Source organism: Kitasatospora sp. NPDC034533, assembly GCF_055575155.1.
In genome coordinates this window covers 1-16870 of the sequence record NZ_JBVITE010000099.1, presented here as the reverse complement: position 1 = coordinate 16870, position 16870 = coordinate 1, and the positions used below count along the sequence as shown (strand labels likewise).

The following is a 16870-nucleotide window of genomic DNA, read 5'->3' as shown; positions in this document are numbered from 1 at the left end:
CCAGAAACGAGCATCGACCTCGGATATGTCCCCACCCATGAACAGCCCAACGAGCGAACCCAACGAACGTCACGGTAAGCACCGTTGCAGTACTAACTCGCTCTCTTCAGCTACTGCTGCTTTCAGCTATTGGCTGACGTCGGCCCAGCGAGGCTCGCAAGCCGGCGGGATCGGCCGGACGACCGGCTACTTCTGGGGCCCGCAGGTTGTCCAGGTGTTTCCCCTGATCTTCGAGTAGCAGTTCACCGCCGTGGTCTCGGCCTGGGTGAGCCGGAAGGGCTTGCCGTTGTCGTCGAAGGTCAGGATGCGTTCCTCACCCGCACGGTCGAGGTAGTGCAGTTCCGCGGTCCATGTGCAGTCGCAGGTTCTGCTGACCGCGTCGAACTCGAAGGTGACGGACTGGGCCGGAGTCACCGACAGCAGCAGATCGTCGGTCTTGATCCTGGCGCCGGTCTGGTCGACGGCGGAGATCGTTCCCGGGGTGGTGTCGAAGTCGATGTGGACGGTGATCACCTCACGGGGTGGACCGCCACAGGCAGGATCCACCATGGTGCTGACGGCGGGTCCCATCACCTTGCTGCTGCGGCTGTGCACCTGGACCTTGAGACTCTTCAGCGGCGTCTCGCGATCGCCGGATGCCTGCACCACGGCCTGAGTGAGGCTGTGTCCGGCGATCGCGCCGCCGTGACCACGGGCCCAGCGTTCCGCGTTGAAGTTGCTCACCGAAGACGGGGGATCGAAGGACTTCACATCGGCCTGGGTGCCGGGAAACCGCCAGACGTCGTTCCCGGCGCAGCCGGGGTCGATGATGCCGACCTTCTGAGTGAGCTGGTCGGCAGCCGCCGGGCCGGTGGCCGGAGTCCGGCCGGTCAGCACGGAGCTCTCCGGAGCGGTACCGGCGGCACGGCCGTCGAGGCTCAGTCCGGGGTGGGTCACCGCCGTTGCGCCGGCCACCAGGACGACGATCACGGCATAGGTGGCATAAACGCGGCGCGGATACCCGATGATCGGGAGGAAGCGAAGCCGGTTCCGCACAGTCGGGTGCCGTCCTTTCCGTCTGGCAGGGGGGGGGAGCGGAGATCCGTCACTGGACGGTGAATCCGTAGCAGCCGACGGGGTGAAGGCTGTGATCGCGGACCAGGTAGTAGATCACCGTCCAGTCGCCCTTCTCGGTGAGTGGTGCCGCCCCGGGGAAGCCCGCTGGGTAGTCGATCTCGTCGTCCGTGGGGAGGCGGCTGTCCTCGGGGGGAGAAGCGGTCAGTACGCGACTGAGCTGAGCGGCGGGATGAAGCCCCGCCTTCACCTGGGACGGAGGCCGGACCTCGACCACGTCGAAGACCCCGTCCGGCGGGGCGATTCCCGGGCTGAGTCCGAAGGTCAACTGATCGCGCGCGTCCGGCTTGTCCGGTGTACGGAACCTGGCCGCCATGCGGCCGGTGGTGGGGAGCCCGCCGGCGTCGAGCTGCTGGTTGCAGCTGCCCCCTCTCCACTCCAGGCCCATGTCCCTGATGAGGCCCGCGGTGATGCCGGAGGGTACCGCCGTGCTCGGGGCGGACGGCTTCGGGCTCTCCGCCGGCGCTTCCGTGCTCTGGGAAGGGCCCGGGTAGGACGGCTTTCCGGCCGCTCCCGGCCCGGGATCGGCGACGGCGAACTCGCCGTCCACCCGGGCGCTCGGGGAGCGCAGCGTGCGGGCGGCGGACGGCTCACCCGAGCTCGTCGCGCCGTTCGGTTGCGTGGCGGCGAACATGGCCAGCCAGGTGAGGGCGAACGCGCCGACGCCCGCCAAGACGCCGAAGCCCGTTACCTTCGCCCGGTTGCTCGTCCACGGCGCGGAAGGCTCGGGCGGGACCGGAGCCGGTCCGCCCGGAGCGTGGAGCGGAGCAGAGTGGAAGACGGTCATCTCCGCGGCCTGGAAGACCGCACCGTGGACCGTGCTGTCCTTGATCGAGTTGTCTGTTTCCTCGGAGGTCGGCCTGCTCCAGCCACCCGCCGAGCCATCGGGAAATCCCTGACCACCGTGGTTCGATGCTGACACCAGCACCAACCCCTCCATCGTCCTGGACGAAGCACGCAAGAAGACGTGGCGGTGCATCATCTCACCTAGACGCCACGGTTGTTAACGGCTGGGGATGCGGTGCGGCCCGCACGCATCGCCGCCGGTGGGCGACTGGCGGTGGCCGCCCTCCGCCGACCCGTCCCCCAGTCCACCGACCTCGCCGACCTCGCCGACAGCGCTCCCGAGCACGACCTCCGGGTCCGCTACGGCACGGCCCCGCGGACCACCCGCGTCGCCGAACCCGTCGCCCGAGGCCTCGAACCCCGGGCCGCTCGCAGTCCCGACCAAGCGCCGCTGCTTCCCGGGGCTGCGGCCGGCCCCGACCGGCTGTACGTCGTCGCGTACCGGCGGGCGGTGCGCGACGGTGAACTCCAGGCAACCGAACGGGCGTTGCGGATCACGGAGCGCCGGGCGCGCCTCCTCCGACCGGACCAGCCGGCGCGCACCGGGACCACCGGGCACGACGGCGGCCTGATCGAAATCGCGGCGGACACCACCGGCGACGAGCCGGCCGCGCTGATCGCCCCGGCCGCCGCGCGGGGCGAGGAGTGACGGCGGTCGACGGCCTGGTCGAGCAGCACCGGCTCCTGCCCACGGAGCGCCGCCGGGCCATCGTCGAGCGGGCGTCGCCGGCGCTGCGCCACTCACCGGGTGCGCTCGCCGCGCCCCTCAGTGACGGCCGGGAGATGCAGGCCCGGCATCTGGACCTGATCGACGACGCGTTCCGGCGTGACCACGCCGCAGGCCCTCGCAGTACGGTCGTGCGGGGGCGCTGGAGCGGTGGTACGAACAGCTCCCTCGCACGGGGCCGACGACGGCGGAGGCGCCCGTCGCCGCGGCGAACGGACAGGGTGACTCGCTGACCGCGGCGTCGTGTACCAGCCGGCACTCGCGCCGCGATGAAGATCGCTCACTCGCGCCTCCCGGCGCGCCTGCCGACTTCGCGCAGGGGCGCTACTCCTGCCGTCCGCGGCGTGAACTGTCCGGCGTCGGCTTGACGTTCCCCACGATTGAGCTGCGGATTGGCCGACGAGCCAGGACACGGGCGCGTTGAACGGGGAACGCCGGCGGAGGCATGTGCTACACCGAGGACACCCGTACCGCGTGCGGAGCGGCGCTCACCTGGGACGCTTCACTCCTCGGTGCCGATGTTCGGATATGTGGCCTGTCGTGTTGGAGGTGGCGGTGCGACCACTGCAGTCGGCGGAGCAGGAGGACCTCGTTCTCGGTGTTCCTCCAGCGAACGATCAGAGGACCTGGGAGCGGCTGGCCGAGGAGGACGCGATCTCGGCCGGACTCGCAGGGGGCTGGACCGCAGATGCCGGAACGGACGATCGGGCGGTACGCGTGCAGGTGGAATCCCGGCCGCACGTAGCGTCCCAGGCGAGCCTCCGGGCCGCGGCACGGATGGAACAGATGCCCCTGTGGGCAGAACAGGGACCGGTTGAGCCAGTCGGCGCTCGGCCGGTGACGGACGGAGCCGGACTGCCCGATCTCAAGGAGCAGCTTCGAGACGTGCTGGAAGCCTGGAAGGAGATCGTGCCCGAGGGGCGCAGCACGGCCGACGATCTGCGAGCGGTCCTGGAAGCCGATGTCGAGGCGCTGCAGGTTCGTTGGCGGCAGGTCGCCGCGACGCCAGGTGGCCCTGCGAGGCCGGTCACCGGGCGGACGACGGCTCACCCCGCTGCCCGGCAGGGCGCGGAGGCGGTCAACGCCGCTCTTCGCGACGCAGACGGATGCGACCCGGCCCTCCTCGACCTTGGGGAATGGCGGCAACTTCGGGCCGTCCGAGAGACGGTCGGCCGCCTGTGGCGAACGCTCACGGTGAGGGCGGGTGAGTTCGCCGGCCGCCTCTTCGCCGACCACCGTGTCTCGGAGTTCCTGCGCAACGTGTCGATTCACGCGTGCGAGACGATCGCCCGGCTCGCCCAACTCGCCTCCGACCAGCTGCGCCGTGGCCAAACCGCGCTGCCGAGTGCGGAGACGCTCCTCGCCCTCGGCGATGCGGCGGGCGCCTACAGCCTGGTCGCTCGGCGCCAGGATGGTGGTGCCGCTCCCGGGGGAGGGCCGTCGTCCGTCACTGTCGATGTTCCCGGGCTGCGGCGGATGGGCGAGGCGCTGCAGCGGCCGGGCCCGGCGTCCGTGCGTTCCGGGGGCGTCTCCGCGGGGGCGGCCAGGGCCAGGTCTGCCCGCCGGTTTGCGAATCGGCCCGCGGTCGCCGAGGGTGAGCAGCCCGCGCGCCTGCGGCATGGTGGATCGTCTGTCCAGCCCGGGCGCAAGCCCCACCAGAGGTGAGACGAAGCCTGGAGCGAGTTCGGCGGTTTCACTCGTACCGGTGAATCGCCCTGTCGGCGCGCCCGCGTCCGTCCACAGGGACCCGATTTATCACCCTGAACCGCCGCGAACCGTGCTTGCCTGTCGTCGCACCCCCCCACAGCCCCGACCGGAGGATCGAACCATGAACCTGAGCCCCGACCACCAGGACCTCGAACAGGTTGCCGCCAGCATCTTGGAGACGACCATCGTCGCTGCATACGCGCTCGCGGAGCTGGCAGACCGGGACGAGCGCTACGACGAGCTGGCCGCGCTCGCCGCTGCCTCCTATGCCACTGAGGCGAGCATGTACCTCCCGCTGCCCGAAGCCGTCCCGGAGGAGGGCGACAAGGGGGCCGACCTCACCCTGGTCGACCGCTTGAACGACCTCGCCGACGCACTCGACGAACTCGGTGAACGCTCGGTCGACATCCTGCACGTGAGGAACCGCCACATGGCTGCTCTCCACATCCGGGATGCCGCCATCGCGCTGCGCAATGCTCTGCCCGTCGGGCAAGGAGCGACCGGATGAGGGACGTCACCTGGGGTGATTTCCTCGCCATGACGAGAACCCGGTTGGGGTACGCCATGGCGGCCCTCACCCTCGCCGACATCGAGGGGCCGAGCTCACCCGGTCAACACGCGGCCCGTAGCGAGGCGTTGGCGGACGTCTTCCAGCTGCTCCACCGTTCGTCCGGCCGGTTCGGACCGCTCGCCCCCGACCCGCTCGGCATCGGCGAGGGCGACGTGGCCCGACTGCACAGCAACGTCGAGATCCTCGGGCGGTTCCTGCGCGACGAGGCCTTCTACGCCTGGCCGGAGCCCGACCCTGCGGCCTCGCACCTGGCCCAGGCCGTACGCTACCTGCGCCTCGCGGGGGACGTGCTCGCCAGCCACCACGGGCCGGACGGTGAACCTCGCAGCCCCTACGCCGCGTACCTGGACAGCGCCGGAGTCGCACGTCACATGGTCGCCGAGACGGCGGAACTCGCCAGCACCGCAGGGCGCGTGGCCGTACGGATCGGACAGCTGTGCCCGCCCGACCGCAGGGTGGTCCGCAGGCACGAGGTGGCCTACCGCATCAGGGAGCGCGCGGTGCTGATCGAACAGGCGGCGATCGGCATCCACCGCCAGCTCCACTCGCCCCGCCGGTCCGTGCCCGCCCCCGGCCTCATCTATCTCCCGACGGCGGCCACGGTGATGCCCCTCCCGGTCAGGCCGGGGGAGCCGCAGGGGGAAGCACTCCGGGCGGTCGGCGCGGGTCTGGATTGGCTCGCCGCCCACGTGGCGCAGCAGGCGGCCCAGCGCCTGCCGGAGGCCACAGTCGACGAGCTGTCAGCTGTCGCCAACCACTCCGGGGTGGCCCACGTGCTCGCCGCCAGCCTGATCGAGCACACCCGGGAACTGCTCACCTCCGACCCTGTCGCCCAGGGCGTCCTCGGTGCGGCCGGCGGGGCCCTGCGCGCAGCGGCCCGGGCCTGGCGTGAGGCCGCAGTCGTCTGGAAGCGGGACCTCGGCAGCGCCCCCGCCACCTTGAACCCCCGCCTCGTGCGCGAGGCCGAGTTCGCCGTGGTCCGACTCGGCCGCACCCTCTTCTCGTCCGGCTGGACCCGACGCGATGGCGGGCAACGCGCACCCAGGGCCGCGCACGAGATCATCACGGCGCCCGGCGACGGCCCGCAGCTGCTCGCCGCCGCCCATGCGGTCCCCGCCACCGGGCAGGTCCTCGCCGAACACGTCCCCCGCATCGCCCTCGCCCTGGTCCGGCGCGGGGCACTCCTCAGTTCCGACCCCGCCCACAACCCGCGCGGCAGCGCGCCCTCCGACCAGATCAAGGACGGCTGGACCAGGTGGTATCCGGCGTCGGCAGAGCAGATCAGCCACGTCACGAGCGCCTACAACCGAGCCCGTCAGGCGTCCGCGGCGGCACAGATCGCGGTCGCCCGCGCGGCGGAGGCGGCCGGCCATCCGCTCGCCCGGGCCGTGCTGGAGGCCGATCGCCGGAACACGCTCGGCTTCACCGGCGACCCCGCCAGCGACACCCGGCGCGTGCAAGCCGCCGCCGCCCGTGCCCGCAGCACGACGGCGGTACGGCCGCCGGAACCGGCGCGCCTGCCCGCGCACCGCGCGTCCGAGCTGTCCCGGGAGATCAGCGCGCTCCAGCGGCGCAGGAGGACCCGGTAGCGCCGGCCGATCAGTCCTCGTCCTCGGTGGCGCACCAGGCGCTGGGCACCTGGCCGGGCAACCGGTGCTCGATCCGGTGTTCGCCCTTGGTGCAGCCGCCGAACGGGCCGCCCGGGCCGCGCAGGGCGGCGACATGGGGGCGGTAGTGGTCCCGGTACCAGACGCTGGGCCCGGTGTACCCGCAGGTGGCGGGATCGGTGAGCTCCTGCCAGGCCAGCCACATCGCGTGCAGCACCCCGACGGCGTCCCAGTGCTCGATCCACCGGTGGCACCACCGGGCGTCGGCGGACACCTCGGCGAGGCAGCCGGGAACGAGGACGCCTTCGACCCACTCCGCGAGCAGCCGCAGCTCGGCGTCCCGCTGCTCACCTTCGAGGAGGAACAGGAAGGGCGGGTAGTGCCACTCGGCGTCATGCTCCTGCTGTTCGCCGGTGCCGTCGGACGTCTCGCCCCCGTCGGGTGTTCCGATCCCGTCGGGTGTTCCGATCCCGTCGCCCGCCGGCCCGTGCGCGCCCGAGACGGCGTCCCGCAGGTCCCGCAGTTCGGCCTGAACGGCCCGGAGCACGGCCTTGAGGTCCTCCACGTCCTCGGTGAGCGCCCGGCTCGCGGCTTCGTCAGCCATGGCGTGCCGTCTTCCGCTGTTCCCAGGCGACGGCGGCGCGCTTGGCGATGGCGGCCTCCTCGGCCGTCATCGCCGGGCCGATGTGAGCCATGGCCGCTTCCGCGTACCAGGGCCGCAGGGCGATCTGGGCGACGGGCATGCCGGTGGACAGCAGCAGGGCGGTGCCGCGCTTCATGGCCCGGACCTGCGCGGGTTCGAGGATCTGCTCGCGGTGCTCGCTGAAGGACATCGAGCCACCCTCGAGGCTCCTGGAGTGGGACTCGCGGATGATGTCGTGGTTCCCGACCAGGGTGGCGACGTCGCTGACGAAGCGCGGGTCGTCCAGGCCGACACCGATCACCTTCTTCGTGGCCGCGCCCCACAGGGCGTCCATGCCGACCTCCCCCCAGGCCCTCACGCCCTGCCGGTAGGACTGGAGGATCGTGTACGGGGTGATGCCCCGTGAGCCGAGGTGGCTGTAGAGGTCGGGCAGGTCCTCGATCCGGCAGATGTTGGCCGCCTCGTCCAGGACCGCGCGCATCGGCTCGGGCAGGCGCCCGCCGTGGCGCTCGCCGGCCTCGGACGCCGCGGTGAACACGGAGTCGGCGAGGGCCGCGACGACGGCGGAGGCGGCGCCGCCCTTCTTGCTGAGCAGGTAGAGGGTGTCCCGGCTGAGCGCGAACTCCTCGGGCCGGAACCGGGGCCGGTGCTTGTCGGGGAGCATCCAGGCGAGCACCTTCTCGTCGCGCAGCGCGCTGACGGCGGTGCGAGCGTTCTGATAGATGCCGGACTGGGTCTCCTCGGCGATGTTGATGGAGCTGTCGACCTGTTCGGCGAGGACCTCCTCGTGCTGGTACAGGATGCGCAGCGGCGCCCGCTCCTTGGGGTCGGCCAGCCACCTGAGCACGTGTCGCACGGTGGCGCCGTCCCACCAGGCGGCGCGCCACATGCCGACCAGCAGGTCGCTGGCGCCCTGGGCCCAGAACGGGTCGGAGGCCTCCGACTTGACCTGGTTGACGAAGTGCGAGGCCAAGCGCTCGGCGCGGTCGAGCGTCTCGGCCTCGGCGACGATGTCCCACCACCACGCTCGTTCGATCCGCGCGACGCCCTGGGTGTCGAAGCCCCAGACGTTGCCCGCCCTCCCGCGGGAGGCCAGGGTGGCGGCGTAGACGTCCGGCTTGTTACTGGTCAGCAGCAGGGCCGCCGGGGCCTCCTCTGCGACCGGGATCGCGATCGCGGAGGACTTGCCGGCCCGGGGCGCCATCACGGCCAGGTAGGTGTCCTCGTCGGACCCGCGCAGTTCCACACCGGTGGGCAGGTGGTCCCCGAGCGGTACGCCCCGATCGCGCGGGGCCACGTCGCGTGGTCTGACATCTCGCAGGGAGGCCCGCAGCCGGGTGGCGGTACGGGCGGCTCGCGCGGGGGTGAGGTCGCGCACCTGGTGGAGGGTGGCGAGGTGGGAGGCGTTGTGGAACCAGCGCAGGCCGGCCCACAGGCCCCAGACCAGTCCGGCGACGACGGCCAGGTCGAGGAACGCGGCACCGATGCCGCTGGCGGCGGGGGAGTGCGGCCAGACGGAGTTCCAGTCGCGCGCCATCTCGAAGACGGTGTACGGGCTGGGCGGCGGGACGTCGGCTCCGGCGAGGACGGCGCCCGCGGCGGCCCCGGCCCAGGTGGAAGCGGACAAGGCCACGGAGCCGCCGACGAGGACGCCGCCGGCGAGCCACGCCCGGTCGTTCTCGGTCATCATCGGCGAGGCCCCTCAGTCTCGTTCTCGGTCGCGTCGGTGTGGTAGAGCCGGTGCTCGGTCGCGGTGAGCGTCATCGCTGCGGCGATGCCCGGCCGACTGCCGAGTTTGATCAGGTACTTGCCACGCCCGGGATGAATCTGGTCGGAGGTGTCGAGACCAGTGCTGGTCGCCGACGCCCAGGATGTGATCATCATCCGCTCCTGCTCGGTGAGGGCTCGCTTGCCGGAGACACGGCTCAGTTCCTCGTCGGTCGAGCCGCCGATCACCCAGGTGTCGCACCGGTCCATCAGCCCCCTCGCCTTGGCCCGATCCTCCTCGGTGGGCAGGGATTCGGAGTCCAGGGTCGAATGCGTGGCGTAGATGCTGACATCGTCCGTGGTCCGGTTAAGGCGGCTGATTCCGTCCATGGCGTCGACGAGACCCGGGCCCGCCCGAAGGGCTCGCCACATCTCGTCCATGGGCAGTACGAGTTTGCGGCGCATCAGTCCGAGGCTGCGGGCGCTGTCGATGGAGGAGTAGGTGTAGGCCCAGCTGGCGATCATCCCCGCGGAGACGACGTCGTTGCCACGGGCCCTCAGCGCGCTGATGTCGACGGACACGGCCGGTGCGGTCAGATCGACCGGCGTTGTGGTCGGGCCGTCGAACATCCCCTTGAGGGGGCCGCCGACCAGGTTGTCCAGGCCGGCAACGATCGAACGGGTCAGACCGAGGTAGGTGTCGCCCTCGGCGGCGAGTTTGGCCCGCAGCGCCGCAGGGGCCTGCCGGAGGACGGCGATCACATCGGGAACCACGGGATCGGCACCCGGGACGGCGTCGGCGGCAAGCTGCACGGCGGTGGTCAGCGCAGAACGTTCGACCTCGTCAGGCTGGCGTCCGAGTCCGACCCGAGTGGCCAGGAGGGCGCCGAGGGCCTCCAGACGCCGGCCGTTGAGGACATCCAACAGGATTTCGCGGTCGACGGTCGGCAAGGCGGGCAGACGATGCTTCAGTGGGCCGGAGTCCAGGGGATTGATCCGCTCGGTTCCGGCGCCGATACGCAGCACGCTGCCACCGAGTTCGCGGACCATCATGGAGTACTCGCCCTTGACGTCGGCCGGGACACACATCATGTGGCCGAAGGACACGTAGACGAGGCAGATCCTCTTGATCAGGGCCGACTTGCCGACGCCAGGCTGCGCCATGACCCATACACCCGGGTTCGTGGTGAGCCTTCCGGTCCAGCCCGACGGATCGATGCACACCAGCTCCCCGGTGAGCACGTCGCGGCCGACCGGCACCCCACGCGGCGGCAGCCGTGAGCCGAGCAGGAAGGGGTAGATTGCGCCGGCCTGGGTCGAGGGACCGGTGTAGACATTCCCGGTGTCCTCCACGGCCGCCCGGCCGCCGTACAGGCCGCCCCAACCAAGCCGCGGAGCGTAGGCCCGGCGGGAGCCTGCTGCGAGATGCGTCCATCCGTGCTTGCGGCGCCCGCCGTCCGGCTCAGGAACCCAACGGGGTGTCAGGACCTTCGGCTGTTTCATGCCAGCTCCTCACTTGACCAGGGGGTGGTAGCCGATCGGAAGTCCGGCCGCGAAGGTGGAAGCCTGCGCGCCGTAGGCCGGCCGCATCCGGATGCCCTTCGTCGCCTTCACAGCGCGCTCCAACTCCTGTCGAGCATCGGGCAGTTCGGCGGCGGAGCGAGCGGTGGCGGTGACCCGCAACGTCCAGTCGACGACCTGGGCACCGCTCGCCGCCTGGTTGGCCGCCTGTTCGGCACGCTGGTAGTCGGCTTTCTGGCTCCACTTCGCGCGTCCCCGCACCTGGGCGGTCGCCTGCGCACGCTGCTCGGCGTTGGAGATCTCACGTTCGAGGACCGCCTCGCCCTCGATCGGGTCGAGCACGCGGTAGGAGATGGTGACACGGCGCTGGAACCGTCCGGGGCTGAGCAGCGGCAGCAACACGCTGTAGGGGATCGGGCGGCGCGGCATTTCCCGGAGCACCCAGCTTACGGAGACGGCGCCGTCGTGCGCGTAGGCCTCAAGTAGGTCGTCCGCGGCCACCGGGCCGCACTCGCCCCAGGACAGCTCGGCGAACTCCTCGTCCCGGGCGTCGAACACTGCGGGGTCGTAGGCGGAGCGGACCATGCGGCGCAGGTCGGTGGGCGTGCTCCGTCGGACGATGTCCGTGCCGGTGCCGCTCAGATCGAGTGTGTCGACCACCCGGAGGGCCTCGGCCACCTGTTCGGCCAGGTCGGTCGCGGGGTTCGTCCCCGCGGTCGGGTCGACGATGACGGTCATCCACGGTGCCACCGAGGCGGTCGCACGTGGCGTGGTACGTACGAGTTCATCGATCGTGTCGAGCGCCAAGCGGGGGGCGTCCGGTCGACGGCGGGCCTTGACGTCGTCAGCGAGTGCTTCACCCGCACCGGGGGTGATCTGGATGGTGACCGAGGCACCCAGGATCTGTTCGTCGGTGCTTATCGCGTCCAGGACCGAGCTCCAGCTGCGAAGGCCGGCGCGTACCGAGCTGGTGGTGGCCATGAGTGTCCCGCCGGGGGCGAGCAGGGTGGTGACGGCCATTGCCCCACTGGACCGGTTGCGGACCACCCCGACCGGACAGCCCGTGGTGGGGTCGTGCGCGGCGATCAGTACGGAACTCGCACCGACGCCGGGCAGGTCCAGGGCGTAGGGCTGCGGCAGAAGGACCTGGCGGTAGGACGTGCTACCCGACCGGTCGGCGCGCCGCCACGCGAGGACGGCCCAGTAGTAGGCCAGAGCCGACATGCCGTGTCGGCGCGCGGCGGCCAGCCCTGCGACGGTGAGGGTGAGCGGCACGGTGACGAGCAGGGTACCTGGGTACCGGGCGCCGACGATGCCGTCCGTGATCAGCACGGCCGCCGCCATGATGGTGGCGTGCCGCGACATTCCACCGAGGCCGAAGCTGCGCCGCGTGCGGAATCCCTGCACCCTCAACCCGTCCGGAACTTCGTGCGTGGTCGCAGTGGTCACAGGTGCCCTCCGTTTCCGATCTCCCCCGCACTCCGCTGGACGGTCTGGTCGAGTCCGTCCAGGACCTGGATCACGGGGCCCGCTCCGGCTGCCGTCCCAGCGACGCCGGCGACGATTCCCGCACCAGTGGCCTGAGCCGCGTCACCGGCACCGGCTGCGGAGCCCGTACTGTCTCCCGCCGGGGTCGGGTAGGGGATTCGCCCGGCGGCGGTGCGGGCGGCCTGAGCGAGGGCGTCGCCGCTGCCGTCCACCTCTTCGTCGTGGGCCTTGCTCTTGGGCATGGTCTGTTCCACGTGTTTCGCGTGTTCGACGGCTGTGGCCGGATGGTCTCCTCCACCGTCCGCAGCCAGGTTTTCGGTAGGAACATCGCTTCCGCGTCTGGCCATCGCGCCGATCGCGCCCACGGCCCCGACAGCGCCGGAGCCAGCCATGCCCGACCCGAGCTCCTCACTCAGGGAAGCGAAGATTCGCGTGAGTGGTCCGGGAGCGAGGATGCCGAGCACCAGCGTGGCCAGCCCGCGCAACCACGCGCTGAAGCCGTCCGACTTTCCGAACTCGGTGAATCCCACACAGACGATGACCGCGAGAACGGGTTTGTAGGCGATGCCGACGAGGATCGAGGAGATCAGCTTCGGCACCCACTTCTGGGAGGCGTCGCCACCGACCCGTCCGGCCCCCGCGATCGGCAGCAGGAGACACTGGATCGGGATCGCGCTGTTGCGTAGGAAGACCAGTACGAGCTGGATGAAGCCCACCAGGATGAGGACCACGGAGCCGCCTGCCACGATCACCGGGTTCACGATCCCGTTGGGAACCATGGTGGTGATGATCTTGTCGAAAGCGGTCTTATCGTCGTGGAAGACGCTTTGGACGAGCCCCTCGGTCAGCGCATCGCCGGCCGCCAGCAGCAGCGCCACCAGCGACACCCCGAAGACGCTCAGCAGCGCGTTCTGCGCCCATCCGGAGGCAGCGCGCAGCAGGTGCCTCGCCTGGCCGCTGACAGCCATGCGACCGGCCTGCCACATGAATCCGAACACGGAGATCACCAGGCCGAGCCATGTCATTATCCCGGCCAGTAGAGCGTCCCCGTTCCACAGGCCGGTGTTCTCCAGCCTCAGTGATGGTCCTCTCAAGGCGACCGTCAGCGTCACCGTCATCAACTGCTTGCACAGTTCGATGGCCGCCTTGAGCCAATCACCGACGGCGGACTGCCAGACCTTGTCCCACTCCTCATCGACCACCCTGTCGGTCGCTTTGCCGGCCGTCTCGCACCAGTCAGTGTCAAACATTCGCCCGATCAGACCGACGGCGGTCTGGCCGCAACCGAACTCGACGATCGAGCCGACGACACCGTCATCTGCGGCAGCCTGTGGTGGGAAGGCCGCGCCTGCGCCGAAGACGACGGTCACCGCCAGGAGGAGGGCAGCGAGCCGGTACCTCACGATGCCTGCCTGATCGCGGTCCAGCCGGCCGTGTTGAAGGCGGCGTCGCCCGGAACCGCGATGGCCGGCTTCTGGTCGGCTCGATCCGCCATGTCCTTGATGGCCTGTCCCGACAGCTTCCAGTCGCCGTCCTGCCAGACGGCACCGAGGATTCCCACGCTGTAGACCGTCTTCTCCGGGATCGTCTCCCCACCCTTGTCGCTGACGACCGTCAGCACGTACGCGGTCACCTGTGTTGGGGCAACTTGGATGGTCTTGACCCCGACCATGGCGGTTCGCATGAATGCGCCGCTCGGTAGAGGTCCGCTCTCCGGCAGACCGAGGGCTTTGCGTGTCGCGGCGTCAGTCCGCTCCGCACCCTGGCGCACCTTCGCCTCCGCCGTCGGGGACTGCTCGGAAGGCAGAACATAGGTGCTGTAGACGGCGAGTTGTTGGTTCGCGAGGGTGTCAGTTCCTTCGACGCCGATCGTGGAAGCGGCCACCATCATCCCGATGGCGCCGTCGGTGGTGTTGGGAAACCCGGTCTCTCTCCCGTTCGCCGCCCTCCGGGCGCCCTGTGGCACGGCGAGCCAGCGCTGCGGTTCGGTCCAGGTCGACGGAACGCTGTACGTGGGCGCCGGCTGAGGACCGGCTGTTGTCGTAGAGGGGGCCGGAGACGGTGACATTGAGGTCCCCTGCTGTGGCGTCGCATCACTACCGTTGCCAATCAGTACCTCGTACCCGGTCAGCCTGAGCACCGCAGCCAGTGTTGCGACTGATCCCCACAGCACGGCCTGGGAGAGGCGACTGCTTCTTCTTGGTTTCCTCATGTCAGCCCGCGATGCCGTTGAGGATGGAAATCAGCGAACCGGCGAGCAGGACGGCCGCGACGCCGCTGCCCATCCACTTGAACGGTTCGGAGCCGCCGCCGTGCCGGGACTTGTCGGACATGGCGAGCTTCCACACCCCGACGCCGGCGGCAACAACGCCCGCCAGTAGGAGAATCCACAGGCCATAGCCGAACAACGTGCTGACGGTACCGTCCATCCCCGGGATCTTGGTCGGCTTGGCGGCGGGGATCAGCCCCGAGTTCTTGGGGTCTTCAGCGATGAACACCAGTCACTTCCCTTCGAGCTGGGCACGGAGTCGGGAGGCCGCGCGCGCCACGGCGGCGTCGGCCAAGGCGTCTTCGGCGCGTTCGACCGAGCGGAGCGCCGACAGGTAGGGCAGGTACGCCGTTCCGGCGAGGCGTCCGCCCAAGGCGCGGAGGCGGTAGCGGGCAGCCGCCGCAGGGCGGGCGGGGACGTCGGCGACCACGACGAGCCAGGGCTTCGCCAGAGTGCCGGGCCACCTCCGGACGATCGCTTCCACCTGCACGGTGCCGTAGACGGTGCTGGGGGCGACGATCACCGGCTGGACGCCGTACGGCACGGGTTCCCCCGGTCCGAGTCCGCAGGCCCGCAGACCCCGCCCGTCGTCGCCGTCGAGCATCCGAAGCACCACGGCGGAGGCGATGTCGTAGCCGTGGACCGGCATGAGCCCGTACCTCGGGACGGTGCGTGCCTGCTGTGCAGGCACCACCGGATCGGGTGCCATGTCGCAACCTCCCCCGGTAACTCGCGTTGTCAGAGCGGCCTTTCGACCACGAGCCAGGTCGTCGTGACACGAGCCAGGTCGTCGTGATTCGGCCACGTGGCGTAACGCCCTCGGTGGCGTGGAAGGCACGGCCATCCGCCCATTCGGCGCTATCGGCGCACCTCACAAGGGGGTCTCCGTGAAGAAGGTCCTGATCGGGTGTGCGGTGCCCCTCGTGTTGCTGCTCGTCGCGGTCGTCGCGGCGTTCGCTCTGGTGGTGACGGCGGGAGCGGCCACCGGGACGAGCAAGGAGTCGGTCGGCGGGGTGCCCGAGGAGTACCGGTCCTGGGTGCTCCGGGCCGCCGGTGACTGCCACAACCCGGCGCTGGCCCCCGAGTTGCTCGCGGCCCAACTGTTCGAGGAGAGCGGATTCCGCGCCGCGGCGCGCAGCCCGGTCGGCGCGGAAGGGCCGGCGCAGTTCATGCCGGGCACCTGGGCGACCTGGGGGAGGGACGACGATCACAGCGGCAAGGCGTCGCCCTTCGACATCGGAGACGCCGTGATGGCGCAGGGGCGGCTGATGTGCAGTCTGCTCGCTCAGGCGGCGACGTCCGGCATCGCCGACGACCCCCGCCACCTGGCACTGGCCGGCTACAACGCGGGGTGGGCCGCGGTGGAGGCGAGCCGCGGTGTGCCGCCGTACGACGAGACCCGACGCTATGTGGCAGACATCATGGGCAACTTGGGCCGCTTCCGCGGCACCGGCCGGTTTCCGGAGATCACGGGGTACGGCGTCGGCCCGGACGCCGCACGCCGGGCCGCCACCCAGCTGGGTGTGCCCTACAGCTACGGCGGGGGCAGCCCGGCCGGTCCGAGCCGGGGCCACTGCGACGGGGACGGCGGGTACCGGGACGGGCGGTGCCTGGCCGAGGCGACGGTCGGCTGGGACTGTTCGGCTCTCGTCCAGTACGCCTACTGGCCTGCCCGCCGGCTTCCCCGCACCGCCGCCGAGCAGTACTCGGCCACGGCCGACCGTCCCGTCGCCCAGGCCGACCTGCGAACCGGCGACCTGCTCTTCTGGCGCCACGCCGGCAGCGGCCATGTCTACCACGTGGCGATCTACATCGGCGACGGACTGGCGATCTCCGCGCCGAAGACCGGCGACGTCGTCAAGAAGGCCCCCGTTGCGGACATGCCCGCCTCCGACTTCGCGGGCGCCACACGACCCTAGTGCTCTGACCGTGTAGGTTCCCATTTCACTTTGCGCTTTCCCGCTGATTCTGCGCCCAAGTCGTGCATGCGCAGCGGCGCTGTCGGAGGACTCGGGCTCATCCGTCCCGTCTCGCTGAGTTTGGATGAGTCTCACTGATCTGGGCGGGTTGGCCTGGGTTCTCGGGTTTGGTGGCTGCTATCGAGGGTGCTGTCACTCTTCGGGGTGAGTTTCGTCCCGTTCTGGATGGCTTGTCTCACGGAATCCGTGATGGTCGTGCTCATGGGTGGGCTACGAGCATTGAAGGGCCAGGTGTCGGGTTTCGATCTCTGGCCTGGCTGGAGTGCGGAGTCGAGGTACGGAAGCCTTTGGACCATGTGGTCGAGGCGGCCTTCGAGAAGGCGATTCCGGTTTTCGGGACTTTCCGTCGTACCGGGGGCAGCGGCACTTCCCCGGGCTGTACTGGCCGGCAACGACCGGGCGGCATGTCGGGTTCGAGTCGTGGCTGGAGCGCGATCACGCGATCCTCTTGGACTTCGATCCGCAGGTCGTGGGGTTCGCTTCGCAGCCGTTCTGGTTGTTCTGGCGTGATGAGGCGTCGGGTCGTGGCCGCTCACACGCACCGGACTACTTCGCACGGGCGGGCGACGGGACGGGCCCGGTGCTGGACTGCCGGCCTGAGCTTCCCCCGCTGCGCGGGAGGTGCTGATTACCTGGTCAGGACGGGTGTGGGCGGTTCGACAGCCACTGGTTCGGCCGTCGCCTGGTCGGCG

At 70.5% G+C, this 16870-nt stretch carries 16 protein-coding genes; 6 read left to right on the top strand and 10 right to left on the bottom strand.

Annotated features, from left to right (window positions below):
* Positions 1 to 186 precede the first annotated feature (186 nt).
* Both ACZ55U_RS36905 and ACZ55U_RS36900 read right to left on the bottom strand, forming a co-directional pair.
* A complete protein-coding gene (locus ACZ55U_RS36905) occupies positions 187 to 1035 on the bottom strand; it encodes a hypothetical protein (RefSeq protein ID WP_465533618.1) in 849 nt (282 codons plus the stop codon).
* Between the two features lie 49 nt (positions 1036 to 1084).
* Positions 1085 to 2035, bottom strand: coding sequence for a hypothetical protein (locus ACZ55U_RS36900; protein ID WP_465533617.1), 951 nt, complete (start codon positions 2033 to 2035; stop codon positions 1085 to 1087).
* 99 nt (positions 2036 to 2134) lie between these two features.
* On the opposite strand from ACZ55U_RS36900, the gene ACZ55U_RS36895 reads away from it, so the two are divergent.
* From ACZ55U_RS36895 to ACZ55U_RS36880, 4 genes are all read left to right on the top strand, one after another.
* Positions 2135 to 2608 (top strand): hypothetical protein, encoded by a 474-nt coding sequence (locus ACZ55U_RS36895; RefSeq protein WP_465533615.1) that lies wholly within the window; start codon positions 2135 to 2137, stop codon positions 2606 to 2608.
* A gap of 633 nt (positions 2609 to 3241) precedes the next feature.
* Positions 3242 to 4351: a hypothetical protein gene (locus ACZ55U_RS36890; protein WP_465533613.1), complete on the top strand. Its 1110-nt coding sequence runs from the start codon at positions 3242 to 3244 to the stop codon at positions 4349 to 4351.
* A gap of 163 nt (positions 4352 to 4514) precedes the next feature.
* Positions 4515 to 4901 carry a hypothetical protein gene (locus tag ACZ55U_RS36885; protein ID WP_465533611.1) on the top strand — a complete coding sequence of 129 codons (387 nt, stop codon included), beginning with the start codon at positions 4515 to 4517 and terminating at the stop codon, positions 4899 to 4901.
* Entirely contained in the window at positions 4898 to 6553 is a 1656-nt protein-coding gene (locus ACZ55U_RS36880) for a hypothetical protein (protein WP_465533609.1), read from the top strand. The genes ACZ55U_RS36885 and ACZ55U_RS36880 overlap by 4 nt, the downstream gene beginning before the upstream one ends.
* A gap of 10 nt (positions 6554 to 6563) precedes the next feature.
* Here the strand turns inward: ACZ55U_RS36880 and ACZ55U_RS36875 are convergent, their stop codons facing one another.
* The 8 genes from ACZ55U_RS36875 to ACZ55U_RS36840 all read right to left on the bottom strand — a co-directional run bounded on the left by ACZ55U_RS36875 (position 6564) and on the right by ACZ55U_RS36840 (position 14908).
* Positions 6564 to 7175, bottom strand: a complete 612-nt coding sequence (locus tag ACZ55U_RS36875; RefSeq protein WP_465533607.1) for a DUF4913 domain-containing protein — start codon at positions 7173 to 7175, stop codon at positions 6564 to 6566.
* Positions 7168 to 8904, bottom strand: a complete 1737-nt coding sequence (locus ACZ55U_RS36870; RefSeq protein ID WP_465533605.1) for a type IV secretory system conjugative DNA transfer family protein — start codon at positions 8902 to 8904, stop codon at positions 7168 to 7170. The genes ACZ55U_RS36875 and ACZ55U_RS36870 overlap by 8 nt, the downstream gene beginning before the upstream one ends.
* Complete coding sequence (locus ACZ55U_RS36865; protein ID WP_465533603.1) at positions 8901 to 10424, bottom strand: ATP-binding protein; 1524 nt, start codon at positions 10422 to 10424, stop codon at positions 8901 to 8903. Before ACZ55U_RS36865 ends, ACZ55U_RS36870 begins: the two co-directional genes overlap by 4 nt.
* A 9-nt stretch (positions 10425 to 10433) precedes the next feature.
* Complete coding sequence (locus ACZ55U_RS36860) at positions 10434 to 11849, bottom strand: SCO6880 family protein (RefSeq protein ID WP_465533620.1); 1416 nt, start codon at positions 11847 to 11849, stop codon at positions 10434 to 10436.
* A 38-nt stretch (positions 11850 to 11887) separates the two neighbouring features.
* Positions 11888 to 13300, bottom strand: a complete 1413-nt coding sequence (locus ACZ55U_RS36855) for a hypothetical protein (RefSeq protein ID WP_465533601.1) — start codon at positions 13298 to 13300, stop codon at positions 11888 to 11890.
* 29 nt (positions 13301 to 13329) lie between these two features.
* Complete coding sequence (locus tag ACZ55U_RS36850) at positions 13330 to 14070, bottom strand: hypothetical protein (protein ID WP_465533599.1); 741 nt, start codon at positions 14068 to 14070, stop codon at positions 13330 to 13332.
* 73 nt (positions 14071 to 14143) lie between these two features.
* A complete protein-coding gene (locus ACZ55U_RS36845; protein ID WP_380729120.1) occupies positions 14144 to 14428 on the bottom strand; it encodes a hypothetical protein in 285 nt (94 codons plus the stop codon).
* A gap of 3 nt (positions 14429 to 14431) precedes the next feature.
* Complete coding sequence (locus ACZ55U_RS36840; protein WP_465533597.1) at positions 14432 to 14908, bottom strand: hypothetical protein; 477 nt, start codon at positions 14906 to 14908, stop codon at positions 14432 to 14434.
* Positions 14909 to 15086: 178 nt separating this feature from the next.
* Between ACZ55U_RS36840 and ACZ55U_RS36835 the strand changes: the two genes are divergently transcribed.
* Both ACZ55U_RS36835 and ACZ55U_RS36830 read left to right on the top strand, forming a co-directional pair.
* Positions 15087 to 16118: a C40 family peptidase gene (locus ACZ55U_RS36835; protein ID WP_465533595.1), complete on the top strand. Its 1032-nt coding sequence runs from the start codon at positions 15087 to 15089 to the stop codon at positions 16116 to 16118.
* Positions 16119 to 16440: 322 nt separating this feature from the next.
* Entirely contained in the window at positions 16441 to 16806 is a 366-nt protein-coding gene (locus tag ACZ55U_RS36830; RefSeq protein WP_465533593.1) for a TnsA-like heteromeric transposase endonuclease subunit, read from the top strand.
* The last annotated feature ends 64 nt before the right edge of the window (positions 16807 to 16870 follow it).

Coding starts and splice junctions, on each gene's coding strand:
- ACZ55U_RS36875 (WP_465533607.1), bottom strand. CDS start 7,175: ATGGCTGACGAAGCCGCGAGCCGGGCGCTCACCGAGGACGTGGAGGAC.
- ACZ55U_RS36840 (WP_465533597.1), bottom strand. CDS start 14,908: ATGGCACCCGATCCGGTGGTGCCTGCACAGCAGGCACGCACCGTCCCG.
- ACZ55U_RS36865 (WP_465533603.1), bottom strand. CDS start 10,424: ATGAAACAGCCGAAGGTCCTGACACCCCGTTGGGTTCCTGAGCCGGAC.
- ACZ55U_RS36870 (WP_465533605.1), bottom strand. CDS start 8,904: ATGATGACCGAGAACGACCGGGCGTGGCTCGCCGGCGGCGTCCTCGTC.
- ACZ55U_RS36885 (WP_465533611.1), top strand. CDS start 4,515: ATGAACCTGAGCCCCGACCACCAGGACCTCGAACAGGTTGCCGCCAGC.
- ACZ55U_RS36880 (WP_465533609.1), top strand. CDS start 4,898: ATGAGGGACGTCACCTGGGGTGATTTCCTCGCCATGACGAGAACCCGG.